General features: G+C 67.8%; 17 protein-coding genes. 15 read left to right on the plus strand and 2 right to left on the minus strand.

Going from position 1 to position 16,550, the window contains the following annotated elements:
- Position 1 precedes the first annotated feature (1 nt).
- The 15 genes from ACXJKJ_RS10845 (at position 2) to ACXJKJ_RS10915 (ending at position 14,403) form a co-directional block, all read left to right on the plus strand.
- The gene (locus ACXJKJ_RS10845; RefSeq protein WP_056202119.1) at positions 2 to 898 is read left to right on the plus strand and encodes a prephenate dehydrogenase; all 897 of its coding nucleotides are present in this window, start codon (positions 2 to 4) and stop codon (positions 896 to 898) included.
- A complete protein-coding gene (locus ACXJKJ_RS10850) occupies positions 898 to 2,898 on the plus strand; it encodes a bifunctional 3-phosphoshikimate 1-carboxyvinyltransferase/cytidylate kinase (RefSeq protein WP_457390101.1) in 2,001 nt (666 codons plus the stop codon). Before ACXJKJ_RS10845 ends, ACXJKJ_RS10850 begins: the two co-directional genes overlap by 1 nt.
- A 169-nt stretch (positions 2,899 to 3,067) precedes the next feature.
- Entirely contained in the window at positions 3,068 to 4,783 is a 1,716-nt protein-coding gene (rpsA, locus tag ACXJKJ_RS10855) for a 30S ribosomal protein S1 (RefSeq protein WP_082532915.1), read from the plus strand.
- A 120-nt stretch (positions 4,784 to 4,903) separates the two neighbouring features.
- A complete protein-coding gene (locus tag ACXJKJ_RS10860; protein WP_056202110.1) occupies positions 4,904 to 5,203 on the plus strand; it encodes an integration host factor subunit beta in 300 nt (99 codons plus the stop codon).
- Between the two features lie 26 nt (positions 5,204 to 5,229).
- Entirely contained in the window at positions 5,230 to 5,529 is a 300-nt protein-coding gene (locus ACXJKJ_RS10865) for a LapA family protein (protein WP_056202107.1), read from the plus strand.
- Positions 5,519 to 6,664, plus strand: a complete 1,146-nt coding sequence (gene lapB / locus ACXJKJ_RS10870) for a lipopolysaccharide assembly protein LapB (protein WP_457390102.1) — start codon at positions 5,519 to 5,521, stop codon at positions 6,662 to 6,664. The genes ACXJKJ_RS10865 and lapB overlap by 11 nt, the downstream gene beginning before the upstream one ends.
- 163 nt (positions 6,665 to 6,827) lie before the next feature.
- The gene (locus tag ACXJKJ_RS10875) at positions 6,828 to 7,568 is read left to right on the plus strand and encodes a glycosyltransferase (protein ID WP_457352782.1); all 741 of its coding nucleotides are present in this window, start codon (positions 6,828 to 6,830) and stop codon (positions 7,566 to 7,568) included.
- A 10-nt stretch (positions 7,569 to 7,578) separates the two neighbouring features.
- Positions 7,579 to 8,442, plus strand: a complete 864-nt coding sequence (locus ACXJKJ_RS10880) for a Kdo hydroxylase family protein (RefSeq protein ID WP_457390103.1) — start codon at positions 7,579 to 7,581, stop codon at positions 8,440 to 8,442.
- Positions 8,443 to 9,390 carry a glycosyltransferase family 32 protein gene (locus tag ACXJKJ_RS10885; protein ID WP_457352786.1) on the plus strand — a complete coding sequence of 316 codons (948 nt, stop codon included), beginning with the start codon at positions 8,443 to 8,445 and terminating at the stop codon, positions 9,388 to 9,390.
- 283 nt (positions 9,391 to 9,673) lie between these two features.
- Positions 9,674 to 10,414, plus strand: a complete 741-nt coding sequence (locus tag ACXJKJ_RS10890; RefSeq protein ID WP_457390104.1) for a hypothetical protein — start codon at positions 9,674 to 9,676, stop codon at positions 10,412 to 10,414.
- Between the two features lie 349 nt (positions 10,415 to 10,763).
- Positions 10,764 to 11,336, plus strand: coding sequence for a D-sedoheptulose-7-phosphate isomerase (locus ACXJKJ_RS10895; protein ID WP_457352790.1), 573 nt, complete (start codon positions 10,764 to 10,766; stop codon positions 11,334 to 11,336).
- Positions 11,333 to 12,268, plus strand: coding sequence for a D-glycero-beta-D-manno-heptose-7-phosphate kinase (rfaE1, locus tag ACXJKJ_RS10900; protein ID WP_457390105.1), 936 nt, complete (start codon positions 11,333 to 11,335; stop codon positions 12,266 to 12,268). The genes ACXJKJ_RS10895 and rfaE1 overlap by 4 nt, the downstream gene beginning before the upstream one ends.
- Entirely contained in the window at positions 12,265 to 12,762 is a 498-nt protein-coding gene (locus ACXJKJ_RS10905) for an adenylyltransferase/cytidyltransferase family protein (RefSeq protein WP_457352794.1), read from the plus strand. Before rfaE1 ends, ACXJKJ_RS10905 begins: the two co-directional genes overlap by 4 nt.
- A complete protein-coding gene (gene gmhB / locus ACXJKJ_RS10910; RefSeq protein WP_457390106.1) occupies positions 12,759 to 13,304 on the plus strand; it encodes a D-glycero-beta-D-manno-heptose 1,7-bisphosphate 7-phosphatase in 546 nt (181 codons plus the stop codon). The genes ACXJKJ_RS10905 and gmhB overlap by 4 nt, the downstream gene beginning before the upstream one ends.
- Position 13,305: 1 nt before the next feature.
- On the plus strand, positions 13,306 to 14,403 hold the full coding sequence (locus ACXJKJ_RS10915) for a glycosyltransferase family 4 protein (protein ID WP_457390107.1): 1,098 nt from the start codon (positions 13,306 to 13,308) through the stop codon (positions 14,401 to 14,403).
- On the opposite strand, the gene ACXJKJ_RS10920 is transcribed toward ACXJKJ_RS10915, so the two are convergent.
- Together ACXJKJ_RS10920 and ACXJKJ_RS10925 are read right to left on the minus strand one after the other, a co-directional pair.
- Positions 14,400 to 15,413, minus strand: coding sequence for a glycosyltransferase family 9 protein (locus ACXJKJ_RS10920; protein WP_457390108.1), 1,014 nt, complete (start codon positions 15,411 to 15,413; stop codon positions 14,400 to 14,402). The genes ACXJKJ_RS10915 and ACXJKJ_RS10920 overlap by 4 nt on opposite strands.
- Positions 15,410 to 16,444: a glycosyltransferase family 9 protein gene (locus ACXJKJ_RS10925; RefSeq protein ID WP_457390109.1), complete on the minus strand. Its 1,035-nt coding sequence runs from the start codon at positions 16,442 to 16,444 to the stop codon at positions 15,410 to 15,412. The genes ACXJKJ_RS10920 and ACXJKJ_RS10925 overlap by 4 nt, the downstream gene beginning before the upstream one ends.
- Between the last annotated feature and the right edge of the window lie 106 nt (positions 16,445 to 16,550).

Here is a 16,550-nt window from a genome sequence, read left to right on the forward strand (position 1 = left end):
CATGTTTCAACAGCTCGGCGTGATCGGATGCGGCCTGATGGGTGGCAGCTTCGCGCTGGCGATGAAAAAAGCCGGCCTGGTCAAACGCGTCGTCGGCTACAGCAAGTCGCCGTCCACGACGGAGCAGGCCAAGAAGCTGGGCGTCATCGATGTGGCCGCCGAATCGGCGCTGCTGGCGGTGTCAGGTTCGGACATCGTGCTGATCGCGGTACCCGTGTCGGCCACCGAGAGCACGCTCAAGGCCATCCGCCACCTCGTCAATCCGGGCGTCCTGTTCATGGACGTCGGCTCGACCAAATGCGACGTCATCGAGGCCGCGCGCCGCGCCCTGGGTGACCGCTCTTCCAGCTTCGTGCCCTGTCATCCCATCGCCGGCAAGGAGTCGGGCGGTGTCCAGCATGCCGAGGCGAATCTCTACGAAGGCCGCCAGGTCATCCTGACACCCCAGCCCTTCACCAATCCGCAATTGGTGCAACGCGCCACCGATGTTTGGTCCGCGCTGGGCGCCACGGTGCTGAAGATGCGGCCGCACAACCATGACGCGGCCTTCGCCGCGGTCAGCCACCTGCCGCATCTGCTGGCCTTTGCCTATTTCCAGGCCATCGCCGAGCAGCCGGCCGCGCGCGACTACCTGAGCCTGGCCGGCCCAGGCTTTCGCGACTTCACCCGCATCGCCGCCGGCGAGCCGTCCGTGTGGCGCGACATCCTGCTGGCCAACAAGCACGAGGTGCTGGCCCAGTCCAAGCGTTTTCGCACCATGCTGGATCAGCTCGAAGCGCTGATCGAATCCGGTGACGCGCCGGCCCTGGAAGCCGCGCTGCGTCCCATCTCCGAAGGCCGTTCAGCCTGGGGCAATCCGCCCCCTGCCCCTCCTCCCGGCCGACCAGCCGGCAAGTGATGTTCAAGATCCCTTTTCTCGACCTGCCGCCCCTGCGCGGCGCCGCAGGCACCGTGCGCCTGCCCGGTTCCAAGAGCATTTCCAACCGCGTGCTGCTGCTGGCGGCCTTGAGCGAAGGCAAGACCGCCGTGCGCGACCTGCTGGCGTCCGACGACACGGCCGTCATGCTCGATGCGCTGCGGGCGCTCGGCTGCGGCGTCTGGAACGAAGGCGAGGCCATCGTCATCGACGGCCTGGGTGGCCGCCTTCGCGCCAAGGACGCCAAACTCTTTCTCGGCAACGCCGGCACCGCCATGCGGCCATTGACCGCAGCGCTTGCCCTGCTGGCCGCGACGCAGGGGGCGAGCTTCGAGGTGTCCGGCGTGGCGCGCATGCATGAGCGCCCCATCGGCGATCTCGTCAACGCGCTGCGCGGCCTGGGCTGCGAGATCGACGACCTCGGCAATGCAGGCTACCCGCCGCTGCGCCTGCGCGGCCCGTCCCAGCTCGCGCTGGACACGCCAGTGCGCGTGCGCGGTGACGTGTCCAGCCAGTTCCTCACGGCCCTGCTGCTGGCCCTGCCGCTGGTGGCAGAGCGCGACATTCGCATCGAGGTCATCGGCGAGCTGATCTCCAAGCCCTATATCGAGATCACGCTGGCCCTGCTGGAGCGTTTTGGCATCGCGGTGAAGCGTGAAGGCTGGGAGGCTTTCATCATCCCGGCCGGAAGCCGCTATCGCTCGCCCGGCGAGGTCTTCGTCGAGGGCGATGCGTCCTCGGCGTCCTATTTCGTCGGCCTCGGCGCCATCGCCGCGATCGATACGCCGATCCGCATCGAAGGTGTCGGCAGCGAATCCCTGCAGGGCGATGTGCGTTTCATCGAGGCCGCTGCCGCCATGGGTGCGCAGGTCAAGACCGGGCCCAACTGGCTGGAAGTCCGCCGCGGCGCCTGGCCGCTGAAGGGCATCACGCTGGACTGCAACCACATCCCCGACGCGGCGATGACGTTGACAGTGATGGCGCTTTATGCCGACGGCCCGACCACGCTGACCAATATCGCCAGCTGGCGCGTCAAGGAGACCGATCGCATTGCTGCCATGGCCGCCGAGCTGCGCAAGCTGGGTGCCACGGTCGACGAAGGGCCGGACTGGATCCGGGTTGAACCGCTGCAGGACTGGAAGGCCGCGGCCATCCACACCTACGACGATCACCGCGTCGCCATGTGTTTCTCGCTGGCCGCCTTCAACGGCCTCGTCACCGATCACGCCGTGCCGGTGCGCATCCTCGAGCCGCACTGCGTCGCCAAGACCTTCCCGGACTACTTCGAGACGCTGTTCGGCGTCGTGATGGCCAACGCTGCCGACATTCCGGTCGTCACCATCGACGGCCCGACCGCCTCCGGCAAGGGCACGCTGGCCGATGAGGTGGGCAAGGCGCTCGGCTTTGGCGTGCTTGATTCCGGTGCGCTCTACCGCGTCGCGGGCTTGGCCGCGCGCCGCGCCGGCTTGAACCTGGATGACGGCGACGCCGTCGCCGCCATCGTGCCGACGCTGCAACTGCGGTTCGGCGATGGCCATGTCTTCCTGGGCCAGGAAGACGTCAGTGCCCGGCTGCGAGCCGAAGCGACCGGCCTGCTGGCCTCACAGGTCGCCGTCCATCCTCAGGTGCGCAAGGCCCTGCATCAGTTGCAACTCGACTTCCGCCGCCTGCCCGGTCTCGTCGCCGACGGCCGCGACATGGGCACAGYCATCTTCCCKGACGCCTCCCTCAAGGTATTCCTCACCGCCAGCGCCGCGACGCGCGCTGAGCGCAGGCATAAGCAGTTGATTTCCAAAGGAATTTCGGCTAATATCGATAGCTTGCGCGAAGATCTGGAGGCGCGGGACGAACGGGACAAGAACCGCTCGGCCTCGCCTTTGGCCCCCGCGCAGGAYGCGCAGCTGCTCGACAACTCGGCGCTGACCATCGAAGCCTCGGTGGATCAGGTGCTGTATTGGTGGCAACAGCGCAGGCCTTTTTGACGCGCCTCGTTACGCACGAGGTGCCAGAGAAGGTCCAGGCTTGAGACGCCACGGCCCGCGGCCCTTCCCTCCGAACGTCAGTTCACTGAGGGCCGCGATGTCAACAACTTAACCCGCAGCTTGTCTGCACGCCGCGTCCGGGGCTCCCCGGCGCATCAGGATCCATCACATGTCCCAAACCCAAACCGCCCAAGCCTCCGGCATGGAATCCTTTGCCGCCATGTTCGAGGAGTCGCTGCAGCGCTCCGACATGCGCGCTGGCGAAGTGATCTCGGCTGAAGTCGTTCGTGTCGAACACAACTTCGTCGTCGTCAACGCAGGCCTCAAGTCCGAAGCCTATGTGCCCATCGAAGAGTTCAAGAACGACCAGGGCGAACTGGAAGTCCAGGTCGGCGACTTCGTCTCCGTCGCCATCGACGCCATCGAAAACGGCTACGGCGACACCATCCTGTCGCGCGACAAGGCCAAGCGCCTGGCCTCGTGGCTGAGCCTGGAAACGGCTCTGGAGTCCGGCGACTTCGTGACCGGCACCGTCTCCGGCAAGGTCAAGGGCGGCCTGACCGTCCTGGTCAACGGCATCCGCGCCTTCCTGCCCGGCTCGCTGCTGGACACCCGCCCGGTGAAGGACATGAGCCCGTTCGAGGGCAAGACCATGGAATTCAAGGTCATCAAGCTCGACCGCAAGCGCAACAACGTTGTGCTGTCGCGTCGTGCCGTGGTCGAAGCCTCCATGGGTGAAGAGCGCGCCAAGCTGCTCGAGACGCTGTCCGAAGGCGCCATCGTCAACGGCGTGGTCAAGAACATCACTGAATACGGTGCGTTCGTGGACCTCGGCGGCATCGACGGCCTGCTGCACATCACCGACATGGCATGGCGCCGTGTCCGTCACCCGTCCGAAGTCGTGACGGTTGGCCAGGAACTGACCGCCAAGGTCCTGAAGTTCGACGCCGAGAAGAACCGTGTCTCGCTGGGCATCAAGCAGCTGGGCGACGACCCGTGGTTCGGCGTTGCGCGCCGCTACCCGACCGGCACCCGCCTGTTCGGCAAGGTCACGAACATCGCCGACTACGGCGCGTTCGTCGAGATCGAGCCGGGCATCGAAGGCTTGGTGCACGTCTCCGAAATGGACTGGACCAACAAGAACATCGCCCCCAGCAAGCTGGTCTCGCTGGGCGACGAAGTCGAAGTCATGGTCCTGGAAATCGACGAAGACAAGCGTCGCATCAGCCTGGGCATGAAGCAGTGCAAGGCCAACCCGTGGGAAGAGTTCGCCGAGAACGTCAAGCGCGGCGACAAGGTCAAGGGCCCGGTCAAGTCGATCACCGACTTCGGCGTGTTCGTGGGCCTGGCGCAAGGCATCGACGGCCTGGTGCACCTGTCCGACCTGTCCTGGGACGAGACCGGCGAAACCGCCGTTCGCAACTTCAAGAAGGGCCAGGAAGTCGAAGCCGTCGTGCTGGCCGTGGACGTCGAGCGCGAGCGCATCTCGCTGGGCATCAAGCAGCTGGACAGCGACCCCTTCACCGCCTACACCACGATCAATGACCGTGGCGCTTCGGTGACCGGCATCGTCAAGACCGTCGACCCGCGCGGCGCCGAGATCGAGCTGGCTGACGGTGTGATGGCCTATCTGCGCGCTTCGGAAATCTCCCGCGACCGCGTGGAAGACGCCCGCAACGTGCTGAAGGAAGGCGACGAAGTCACCGCCGTCGTCGTCAACATCGACCGCAAGACCCGCAACATCCAGCTGTCCATCAAGGCCAAGGACAACGCCGACAACCAGGAAGCCATGACGCGCCTGAGCCAGTCGAGCGAGCGTGAAAACGCCGGCACCACCAGCCTGGGCGCCCTGCTGCGCGCCAAGCTGGACAACCAGGGCAATTAAGCCCTGTTTGAACTGCCCGGTCCTCTAGCGAATTGCTGGAGGCCGGGTATGCTCCCCACAGGCTCGCCGGCCTCGCCAGCGGGCCTGTTTCAATTCCAAGACCGACAAGCTGCCTCGCTTATGACCCGCTCCGACCTCGTCGCCGTGCTCGCCGAACGATTTGGCCAATTGACCCAGCGGGACACAGAGTTCGCGGTCAAGACCATCCTCGACGCGATGAGCGACGCTCTCGCGCGCGGCCACCGCATCGAGATCCGCGGCTTCGGCAGCTTCTCCATCAGCCGCCGCCCGCCGCGCGTGGGCCGCAACCCGCGCAGCGGCGAGCAGGTCATGATCCCCGAGAAACTGGCTCCTCATTTCAAGCCCGGCAAGGCGCTGCGCGAGGCTGTCGACAAGCATCTTCCTGTGACGGACGCCTGACCCCGCCTGAGTCAGAATCCCGGGCCATGCGCACCCTCGTCTGGCTCCTGCGAGCCCTGCTCTTCTTCACACTGTTTGCCTTCGCGCTGAACAACAGCCACGAAGCCGTCGTGCGCTGGTTCTTCGGCCACGAGTGGCGCGCGCCGCAGGTCATCATCGTGCTGCTGGCCTTTGGCTTCGGCGCCGCCTTTGGCGTGCTGGCCATGGTGCCCGCCTGGTGGCGCCACCGCCGCGCCGCCCAACGCGTCGAACCCCTGCCCGGCATGCCCCAACCCACACCCGAAGTCCCCGCAGCCCCTTACGCCGCCCACCAAGATGGAGTTTGATCCGCGCTGGCTGCTCTTTGTCCTGCCCGTCGTCTTCGTCCTCGGCTGGCTGGCCTCCAAGCTCGACTCCAAGCAGTGGAAGCTGGAACAGCGTGATTCGCCCAAGGCCTATTTCAAGGGTCTGAACCTGCTGCTGAACGAACAGCAGGACAAGGCCATCGATGCCTTCATCGAGGCCGTCCAGAACGACCCCGACACCTCCGAGCTGCACTTCGCCCTGGGCAGCCTGTTCCGCCGCCGCGGTGAGACCGAGCGCGCCGTGCGCGTGCACGAGCACTTGTTGCGCCGCGGCGACCTGCCCAAGACCGACCGCGATCGCGCCCAGCACGAACTGGCCCAGGACTTCTTCAAGGCCGGCCTGTTCGACCGCGCCGAGGCGGCCTATGCCGAACTGCGCGGTACCGCCTTCGAGCGTGAGGCGCGCCTGGCCCTCTTGTCGCTGTACGAGCGTTCGCGCGACTGGGCCAAGGCCGCCGAGGTTGCCGCAGAACTGGAAGCCGCAGGTACGGGCTCCTTCTCCGGTCGTATCGCGCATTACCTCTGCGAGCAGGCCCTGGTCGCCCAGTCCCAGGGGCATATCGACCTGGTGCCCTCCCTGCTTGAACAGGCGCAGCGCCGCGCGCCCGAAGCGGCCCGCGCCTATGTGCTGCAGGGCCAGATGCTGCTGAAGGCCGGCCAGGCCGAAGCCGCGCTTGCCGCCTTCACCAAGCTGCTCGCAGCCAATCCGCCGGCCTTCAACCTCGTTGCAGCCGACTGCGCCGCCGCCGCCAAGTCTCTGGGCCAGCCCGAGCGCGCCATCGCGTTGATCAGCGAGCAGTACCACCGCTCGCCCAGCATGCATTTGCTGCGCGCRCTGGCAGGCCTGCAGCCTGGCCCCCAACGTGAGCGCCTCGCGGCCCATCTGCGCGAGCAGCCGGCCCTGTCGGCCGCCACGGAGCTGCTCAAGCTCAATGCCGGCGCGTTGCCCGCCGACGAGGCCGCTCCCATGATCCAGACGCTGGAAAAGGCCGCCAAGCCGCTGCAGCGCTATCGCTGCGCCGCCTGCGGCTTCGAGGCCGCCCACTACTTCTGGCAATGCCCGGCCTGCCTCAACTGGGACAGCTATCCGCCGCAACCCATTGAGGAACTCGCGTAGATGAAGCCCCTCGCCCAGCCGCACACCGCTGAACGCGGTGCGCCTGACCGGTCCCCCGGGGGGACGGCGATGCTTGCCGGATTGACCGGCAAGCACATCGCCAGCGCGGGCCGGCTTGGGAGCGGCCCGGCGCTCGGCCCGCAATGACTATGGAACAACAGAAATGAGCAGCGCAGCCGAAGACCGCTTCGTCATCTGCATGAAATGGGGCACCAAGTACGGCCCCGAGTACGTCAACCGCCTGTAYGGCATGGCCGCGCGCCACCTGCGCGGCCCCTTCCGCTTCGTCTGCTTCACCGATGACGCCAACGGCATCCGCTCCGAGGTCGAAAGCCTGCCGCTGCCGGAGACGCATGCCAGCCAAGGCAAGCGCGATGGCGGCTGGAAAAAGCTCGGCACCTACCAGGCCGACCTCTTCGGCCTGAAGGGCACGGCCCTGTTCCTGGACCTGGACGTCGTCATCGTCGGCGACCTGACCGAATTCTTCGCTGTGCCCGGCGACTTCCTCATCATCAAGGACTGGAAGCGCCCCTGGCGCGTGACGGGCAACTCCTCGGTCTACCGTTTCCGCATCGGCGCCCACGCCGACGTGCTGGCCCACTTCATCGCTCACCAGGACGAGGTGCGCGCCAAGTACCGCAACGAGCAGGAATATCTCAGCCATTTCCTGCACGACCAGGGCAAGCTGGGCTACTGGCCCACGGACTGGTGTGCCAGCTACAAGTACCACTGCCTGCCGATGTGGCCCACCAGCTTCTGGCGCGACCCCTTCATTCCGGCCGGCGCGCGCGTGCTGGTCTTCCACGGCGTGATGAACCCACCCGATGCGCTGGTCGGCCGCTCGGAAGGCAACTGGCGTCACGCCCGCCCGGCAAAGTGGATCGCCGATCATTGGCGTGAATGAGGCCAGGGGCATGGACAACCGCATCGTCACTGTCGACAGCCGCGACTGGACCTCGCCCAGGCATGGTCTCGTGCCCGACCTGGAAGCCGGTCGGGTGCTGTTCTTCCCCGAGCTGCGCTTCGAGCTGACTTCAGAAGAAGCCGGGCTGCTGCGCCCCGACGTGCGTGACGAGAAGGCACGCAACATCAGCCTGCGCCTTGACGGCGTGCTCGCTGGCGCCGCCGTGCAGGGCGAAGAGCGGGCAAGGCTGGCAGCCATGATCGGGCGTTTCCGCGCCCGCGCCAGCTCGCTGATCGACGCAATCGCGCCAACCTACAAGCCGGCGCTGCGCCTGGCACCCACGAGCTATCGGCCCATGCAGGTCGAGTCGCGCGTGCAGTCCTGGCGCGCTGATGACCGCCGCCTGCATGTGGACGCCTTCCCCTCGCGCCCCAACCGCGGCGAGCGCATTCTGCGTGTGTTCACCAACCTCAACCCCAACGGCGAGCCGCGCGTCTGGCGCGTCGGCGAGGCCTTCGAGGACATCGCCCGGCGCTTCGTGCCACGCGCCAAGCCTTATGTGGCCTGGCAGGCCAAGGCCCTGAAGGCGCTGCACGTGACCAAGTCGCTGCGCACCGAATACGACCACCTGATGCTGCAGTTGCACGACGGCATGAAGGGCGACCTGGACTACCAGCGCAGCAGCCCGCAGGTCGAGATGCCCTTCCCGCCTGGCTCGACCTGGGTTTGCTATTCCGACCAGACGTCGCATGCGGTCATGTCCGGCCAGTTCATGATGGAACAGACCCTGCACTTGCCGGCCGAGGCCCAGGTGGACCGCACGGCCAGCCCCCTCGCCATCCTTGAGCGCCAGCTAGACCGCCGGCTGACCTGAATGCCCTGGTTGTCCACGGGCATCGTCCTCATCGTCGCCGGCCTGTTCCTGCGCGAACTGGCCACCGTGCTGAGGGCCCGCGTACCGACGCAGACCCGCGCCATCATGGTGGGCGACAACGCGCCGCTCTGCCAGGACGAGATTCCCAGGATCATCTGGACCTACTGGCAGCCCAGCCCGGCGCCGGCCTTCATCCAGGACTGCCTGGCCAACTGGCGCCGCTTCGCGCCCGACCACCAACTGCGCCTGCTGGACCGCGACAGCGTCTCGCAATGGCTGCCCGCGCTGCGAACCGATTTCGACGAGATGCCGCCCCACCGCCAGGCCGACTGGCTGCGCGTCCAGCTGCTGGCGCGGCACGGCGGTGTCTGGATGGACGCCTCCATGCTGCTGAGCCGCGACTTGGGCTGGCTGCACGAGACGCGCCGGCGCCGCGCCGCGGACTATGTCGGCTTCTACATCGACCGCTACACAACCCGGCCTGAGCTGCCCATCATCGAGAACTGGCTGATGGCTTCGGTGCCTGGCGGGGCTTTCGTGACCGCGCTGGCTGCCGACTTCGACCGGGCGCTGGACGAAGGCGCCGAGGCGCTGCTGCCGCGCCTGCAGACCGATGGCCGGCATGCACGCGTCGTCCAGGCGCTGCCCGATGACCTCCAGCGCCATCGATTGATGCAGATTGCAGCAACGGAGCTGCTGGACTGCGAGCCCCAGCTCGCTCGTCTCGTGCTGCTGCGCGCCGAGGACGGCCCTCTCGCCTGGCAGGCCGGCGTCGGCTGGCGTCATCGCCACTTGTACGCTCGCTTGGCCCTGGTGCCCTGCCCGCGCGTGCTGCCCGCCGTGCTCAAGCTGCGCAGCGCTGACCGCGCCATCGTCGAGCGCAACTGGCGCCGCGGCCTCGTGTCGCCCTTCAGCGCCCTGGTCCAGCTTATGGACCGCAGCAAGTAAAGCCACCTCGGCTGCAGACCTGCCTGGCTTCGTCGAAGCCCTTGCTCGCCGCAACTGCGGCCCCGGCCGCGAGCACACGGCGACACGCCGCGCACCTCTAACTCCCATCACTCTCGATATTAGGGTTCGCGCGAAGCACGGAAGAGCCACAGCCAGTAATCAACAGGTAAACAACCCCAACGTAAGCTCCTCAAAGCCGGCCTAGATCCACGTTCTGTTCAGTTAGAACGGCCATATATTTCGGGCCGGAAAATCAGAGAAGTCACATATACGCAAGGGTAAGATGAAAAAACTGTCATTCGCCAAATCCATGATTGCGGCAGCGGCGCTCGTATGTTCCGCCAGCAGCATGGCCCAAACCAGTCCGAGCCCGTTCGTCGGGCAATGGAATCAGTTCTACGCAAGTCTGAACGGCAACGCCGAATATATCGACAAGCATTCGATCCAGGGTTACGCCTTCAACGCCTTCTATCACAACTGCGGCGGCAGCGCATACCAGGACTGGGCGACAAACAACGGCCAGTCCCAGTATCTGGTCCAGATGTCCACTGGCGGATACATGACTGGGCTGCACGTCATCAACAATGAGCTGCTGTGCGCCAAGGGTGCATCGTCCGCCATCCCTGCCTTCATGGAGTCCAGCACCGTGCGGCAAGGGATGCTCGCCTGCCCGTTGGGCACCATCATGACCGGCCTCCATGTCCAGAACAACAAGATCTGGTGCGCGTCACCGGCCAGCGGCCGGATCCTGCATACCTGGGCCGAAACCGTCGACTATTCAACCGGCCGCCCCGGCACATCAGCTGCACATATGCACGCATGCCCGCCAAAGTGGGTCATGACCGGCGTCCATGTTGGCAACAACGCCTTCCTTTGCACGCCGTATGAAGGCCCGGGCATTGATCCGTGGAGCGCCGCGCCGGTGGCTGATCCCAGCGTTGGCCCGGCCGCGTCCGGCGGTGGCGGTGGCGGTGGCGGTGGTGGTGGTGGCGGCGGCGGCGGTGGCGGGCAGCAGCAGTACTGATATTCCGCTTCAGCACAGCCGTTGAACTGCAGGGTGTGCCAGCCAATCCACTGGCGCACCCGACCAGTTCCAAATTGGAATCGCTTGGCAGGAGTTCCATCCAGGAATATTAATCTCCAGGTTTGATTCGAGCATCTTCGGGAGTTGCAGCCATTGTCTTTGGAGAATGGCTGCAACTCCCGATCTGCATGAGGACTCTCGCGTCCCGTCACCACGCCCTTCGGCCGCGTGCCCCGCCTGTGCGCGAGTGCACCGCCCCTCCAGCGCGGGTCAGTCGGCTGGCACCACCGCCCCATCACCGATACTTGAAACCATCGGTCTGCAAGCGGGTGAGAGCCCCGGTCTCCTCATGAGTTCCCTGTTTCTGCGCAATCTCGATGAACACCTGCAACTGATGCAACTCCTGGGAGCGCTGGACCCACAAGTGCAGCAGGCCGGCCAACGGCTCGCCGACGCGCTGAAGGCGGGCGGCAAGATCATGTTCTGCGGCAACGGCGGCTCGGCCGCGGACAGCCAGCACCTGGCCTCCGAGCTGACGGGCCGCTTCATCAAGGACCGCCGCCCGCTCGCCGGCCTGGCGCTGACGACCGACAGCTCAGCGCTGACCTGCATCGGCAACGATTACAGCTTTGACGATGTGTTCGCCCGCCAGGTGCAGGGCCTGGGCCGCGCCGGCGATGCGCTGATCGGCATCTCGACCTCGGGCAACTCGGCCAATGTGCTGCGCGCCGTCGAGGCCGCCAAGGCCATGGGCATCTACACGCTGGGCCTGCTGGGCCGTGACGGCGGCAAGCTGGGCGCGCTGTGCGACGACAGCATCATCGTGCCGCACGGCATCACCGCCCGCATCCAGGAGGCGCACCTGCTGATCGGCCACACGCTGTGCGGCCTGATCGAGGCCAACCTGGGCGTGGGCCAATGAGCGCCCTGCCCTCGCGTGAACTGCTCGCCTCCCGCCGCATCCTCGTCGTCGGCGACGTCATGCTGGACCGCTACTGGCACGGCGCCGTGGAGCGCATCTCGCCCGAGGCGCCCGTGCCCGTCGTGCGCATCGAACGCGAGGAGGAGCGCCTGGGTGGCGCCGCCAACGTCGCGCTCAACATCCGCACGCTGGGCGCGCGGGCCACGCTGCTGACCGTCGTCGGCCAGGACGAACCGGCCCGCCGCCTGCGCGAACTGCTGCACGAGCGCGACATCGAAACCGTGCTGCGCGAGGACAAGCAGCTCTACACCATCGTCAAGCTGCGCATCATTGGCCGCGCCCAGCAGTTGCTGCGCGTGGACTTCGAGAACGAGCCCGACCACGAGGCGCTGGGCGAGATGCTTGAGGCCTTCGCCGAGCAGTTGCCCCGACACGACGTCGTGCTGTTCTCCGACTATGGCAAGGGCGGCCTCACGCACATCCCGCGCATGATCGAAATGGCCCGCGCCGCGGGCAAGCCCGTGCTGGTCGACCCCAAGGGCAGCGACTACAAGCGCTACGCCGGCGCCAGCGTCATCACGCCCAACCGGGGCGAACTGGCCCAGGTCGCGGGCGCCTGGCGCGGCGAGGAAGAGCTGCGCGCCAAGGTCGAGACGCTGCGCGCCGACATCGACGTCGGCGCCGTGCTGCTGACGCGCTCGGAAGAAGGCATGACGCTGTTCGAAGCCAGCGGCGTCACTCACGAGCCGGCACGCGCCCGCGAGGTGTTCGACGTGACCGGCGCAGGCGACACCGTCATCGCGACGCTGGCCGTGATGACCAGCGCCGGCGTGCCGCTGCCCGAAGCCATGCGCCTGGCCAACAAAGCCGGCGGCATCGTCGTCGGCAAGTTCGGCACAGCGACGGTGAGCTACGACGAGCTGGCGGCATGAGCATGCTGGAAGACAAGCTCATCGACGCCGCCGCGCTGGGCGACGCCGCGCTGGCGGCGCGGCTGGCCACGCTGGGCCGACCCATGGTGTTCACCAACGGCGTGTTCGATGTGCTGCACCGCGGCCACGTGGCCTACCTGCATGCGGCGCGCGAGCAAGGGGCGAGCCTCGTCGTGGCCGTCAACTCCGACGTCTCAGCGCGTGGCCTCGGCAAGGGGCCGGACCGGCCGCTGAACCGCGACGTCGACCGCGCCCTGGTGCTTGCCGGCCTGGCGTCGGTCGACGCGGTGCTGTTCTTCGACGAGCCCACGCCTTGCGCACTGCTGGCGCGCGTGCGCCCGCAGCTCTACGTGAAGGGCGGCGACTACGACATGGAAGCGCTGGAAGAGACGCGCCTCGTGCGTTCGTGGGGGGGCGATGCGCGCGCCATTCCCTTCGTCGACGGCTACTCGACGACCGCCCTGGTCAACCGCATCCGCGCGCAGGGCCGATGAGCGCGCGCCGCCCCGCCGCCTTCCTCGACCGCGACGGCGTCATCAACATCGACCACGGCTACGTCTACCGCTGGGAAGACTTCACCTTCGTACCTGGCGCGGTGGATGGCCTCCGCCGCCTGCAGGCTGCCGGTTACGCCCTCGTCATCGTGACCAACCAGTCGGGCGTGGCGCGCGGCTACTACGACGAAGCGGCGGTGCAGCACCTGCACGACGCGCTGCGGGAGCACCTGGCGCAACAGGGCATCACGCTGGCCGCCATCGAGTACTGCCCCCACCTGCCCGACGCGCAGTTGCCCCGCTACGCGCTCGACTGCGACTGCCGCAAGCCCGCGCCCGGCATGATCCTGCGCAGCGCCGAAGCGCTGGACGTCGACCTCGCCGGCTCGCTGATGTTCGGCGACAAGCCATCGGACGTCGAAGCTGGCCGGGCGGCAGGTGTCGGGCGCCGCGTTCTTCTCGCGAAGAACGGGCAGCCGACCCCGTCGGCCGTGGACTACCTCGACCTCCCGCAGGYGCTGGACGCACTGGGCATCGCCTGACATGAGCCGCCCGCCCGTCTTCGCGATCGAGGCCACCAACCTGACCGACGAACGCGGCACCGGCATCGGCCGCTACACGCGCCAGCTCACCGAAGCCTTGTCGGCGCTGCAGGTGCCACCGCAGGACGAATTCGAGCTGCTGCAGCTGTGCAAGCGCTCGCGCTGGCAGCTGCGCGACCGGCTGGCCCAGGGGCCCCGGCTGTCCAGCCGCTGTTGGTGGGGCCCCGTCTGGCCGCTGCCGCGCCCGGCCTGTGCCTTGCTGCATGTGCCCGACGAACGCCAGCCGCCCTGGCGCGTGCCCACCGTCGCGACCGTGCACGACCTCTACGCGGCGCTGAACATCAACTACACCGACGAGAAGAAGCGCCAGCGCAAGCTGCGCCACTACGAACATCTGCGCGACAGCTGCGCGCGGCTGGTGTGCGTCAGCGAGAACACGCGGCAGGACTTCCTGCGCCTGGTCGGCGGTGATCCGGCGCGGCTCAAGGTCGTCCATCCGGGCGTCGCACCCGAGTTCCGGCCGCACACGGCGGACGAGATTCAGGCCGTGCGCACGCGCCATGGGCTGGCGGGGCCCTATCTGCTATTCGTCGGCTCCACGCCCAACAAGAACCTGGCACGCACCATCGAGGCCTTCGCCGCTGGGCGCTTCGGCCAGGACTACACATTGATGGTCTGCGGCGAACACTCCCGCAACCAAGGCGAGGCCCTGGCGGCACGGCTTGCCGAGCTGGGCCTGGCCTCGCGCGTGCACTTCGCAGGCTTTGTCAGCGACACGGACCTACCCGCGCTCTACGCCGGCGCGGCGGCCTATCTCTTCCCGTCCTTGTACGAGGGCTACGGCCTGCCCATCCTGGAGGCCATGGCCTGTGGCACGCCCGTGCTGGCCAGCGACCGCGGCAGTTGCCCCGAGGCGGCGGGTGGCCACGCCGCTATCGCAGACCCGGAGGACATCGAGGCGCTGGCCGCGGGCATTGCGGCCGCGGTGGCGATGACGCCCGCTCGCCGCGCAGCGGCACTGGCCTACGCGCGCACGCGGACCTGGGAGGCCACGGCCCGCGGGACGCTGGCGGTCTGGCGGGAAGCGCTGGCGCGCTAGCCGATCACCTCTTGCACACGGGCCTCGACGTCCGCGGCGCCGATGTCCGACAGCTGCGCGGCCTGCAGCAAGTGCACGTGCTCGGGATCGTGCTCCAGCGGCGGGCGCGGGCCGAGCACGATGAAGGCATGCGTGCCCACCGCGGCCGCGATGTTGACGGCACCCGTGTCGTTGCCGATGCAGGACCGCGCCAGCGACAGGGCCGCCACGCTCTCGGCGACGCTGCTGTCGGTCATCGTCGCCACGCGCTCGCGCAATGCCGGCTCGACGCGCGCCAGGATGGTCTGCGCCAGCACGCCTTCCGCCGGCCCGCCCAGCAGCAGGACGCCGTGGCCACGCGCGGCCAGGCGATTGGCCAGTTCGACGAAGTTGTCTTCGCCCCACTGCTTGTAGGGCTCGGACGCGCCGATGGCCAGTGCATGAAAGGGCCGCGGCAATGGCGCCAGGCGCTCGCCCATGCGCGCCAGCGCATCGGGGCGCACGCTGATGCGAGGCACGATGAGCGCGCTGCAGAAACCCTGGGCGATGGAGAAATTCGTCGCGTCCTTGTAGCCCGCCACGGCGGGGCCGCGGTAGCGACTGATCCAGGGCGATCGGGTCAGCAGCAGGCGCTGCAGCCAGGTCTCGCCGAAGCCGAGGACGGTGCGGATGCCGGCGCGCCAGCAGACGATGATGGCGCGACCCGGATGGTCGGAGAACAGCACCATGCGGTCGAAACGCTTGGGGGCCAGCTCGGCACCCAGGCGCAACAGGCCATCCAGGCCGCTGTGGCGGCCGCGGCGACGCTCGCTCTTGCGCGGGCGCCGGTCGAAATCGATGATTTCGCGCACCCAGGGTTCGTGGCCCAGCAGCTCGTGGGCCATCGTGGTGGGCGCGGCGATGAGGCTGACCTGGCCGTCGCGGCTCTGCTCGGCCACGCAGCGGAAGTACTGCGCGTGCCACACAAGATCGCCCATGCCATTGAGCTGCAGCTGCACGGCTGTTTTGGGGCGGGTGTCTGCCGGGCTCATGCGGCCTGCGCCAGCGCGATACGGGCAACGGCGCCGGGCTGGATGTCGGCCAGCCTGGGCGCGGTCAGCATGTGCAGCGTTTCGGCGTCATGCGCCAGCAGCGGACGTGGGCCCAGCATCACCCAGGTCGGCGTGCCGACCGCAGCGGCGATCTGCACGCCGCCCGTGTCGTTGCCCAGGCAGGTCCGCATCAGCGACATGGCCGCCACGGTCTCGGCCACCGTGCCGTCCGTGACGGCCAGGACGCGCGGGCGCAGTGCCGGTTCGACGCGCTGCAGGATGGCCTGCGCCATCTCGCGCTCCGCCGGGCCGCCGATCAGCAGCACCCCGTGGCCGGCGCGGGCGAGCTCGGCAGCCAGCGCGGCGAAGTTGTCGGTGCCCCACTGCTTGTAGGGCTCCGACGAGCCGATGCACAACGCATGCATGGGCTGTGGCAGGCCACGCACTCGCGCCTTCATGCGCTCCAGCGCTTCGGGGCGCACGACGAGGCTCGGCACGATGGGTGCATCGCACCATCCATGCGCGATGGCGAACATCGTGGCGTCCTCGTAGGTGCCGACCGCCGGCCCGCTGTAGCGCCGGATCCATGGCCCATGCGACAGCAGCCGGCGCTGCAGCCAGGTCGTGCCATAGCCCAGGCGCTCAGGGATCTTCGCGGCCAGCGCCACCAGGGAGCGGTTCGTGTAGTTGGTGAACAGCACGATGCGGTCGAACTGCTTCTCGCGCAGCTCCACGCCCATGCGGAACAGGCCCAGCACGCCGCGGTGACGCCCCTGGCGGCCCTCATGGCGGCGCGGGTGGCGGTCGAAGTCGATGATCTCGCGCACCCAGGGTTCATGGCCCACCAGCTGCGGCGCGAACACGGTCGGCGAGGCAATCAGCGACACCTGCCCTCCAAAACTGGTCTCGGCGACGCGTCGAAAGTACGGCACATGCCAGACCAGGTCGCCCATGCCGACCCACTGCAGCAGGACCACGGTGCGCGGGCGGGTGTCGGGGCCTGCCGGGCCGTCCGCGGCGGAAGGGATCACCGGCGCGGGCGAAGGCGGAATCGGATGCATCGGGCGTGAGAAGCGGGGGGCGGCGGCGATTCTATGGGCCGGGCATGGCGGCACCGGCTGGCGAAGCGCCTCCAAA

The organism is Roseateles sp. P5_E1, assembly GCF_054049335.1.

Coding starts and splice junctions, on each gene's coding strand:
- ACXJKJ_RS10845 (WP_056202119.1), top strand. CDS start 2: ATGTTTCAACAGCTCGGCGTGATCGGATGCGGCCTGATGGGTGGCAGC.
- rpsA (WP_082532915.1), top strand. CDS start 3,068: ATGTCCCAAACCCAAACCGCCCAAGCCTCCGGCATGGAATCCTTTGCC.
- ACXJKJ_RS10860 (WP_056202110.1), top strand. CDS start 4,904: ATGACCCGCTCCGACCTCGTCGCCGTGCTCGCCGAACGATTTGGCCAA.
- ACXJKJ_RS10865 (WP_056202107.1), top strand. CDS start 5,230: ATGCGCACCCTCGTCTGGCTCCTGCGAGCCCTGCTCTTCTTCACACTG.
- ACXJKJ_RS10880 (WP_457390103.1), top strand. CDS start 7,579: ATGGACAACCGCATCGTCACTGTCGACAGCCGCGACTGGACCTCGCCC.
- ACXJKJ_RS10885 (WP_457352786.1), top strand. CDS start 8,443: ATGCCCTGGTTGTCCACGGGCATCGTCCTCATCGTCGCCGGCCTGTTC.
- ACXJKJ_RS10890 (WP_457390104.1), top strand. CDS start 9,674: ATGAAAAAACTGTCATTCGCCAAATCCATGATTGCGGCAGCGGCGCTC.
- ACXJKJ_RS10895 (WP_457352790.1), top strand. CDS start 10,764: ATGAGTTCCCTGTTTCTGCGCAATCTCGATGAACACCTGCAACTGATG.
- rfaE1 (WP_457390105.1), top strand. CDS start 11,333: ATGAGCGCCCTGCCCTCGCGTGAACTGCTCGCCTCCCGCCGCATCCTC.
- ACXJKJ_RS10905 (WP_457352794.1), top strand. CDS start 12,265: ATGAGCATGCTGGAAGACAAGCTCATCGACGCCGCCGCGCTGGGCGAC.
- ACXJKJ_RS10915 (WP_457390107.1), top strand. CDS start 13,306: ATGAGCCGCCCGCCCGTCTTCGCGATCGAGGCCACCAACCTGACCGAC.
- ACXJKJ_RS10920 (WP_457390108.1), bottom strand. CDS start 15,413: ATGAGCCCGGCAGACACCCGCCCCAAAACAGCCGTGCAGCTGCAGCTC.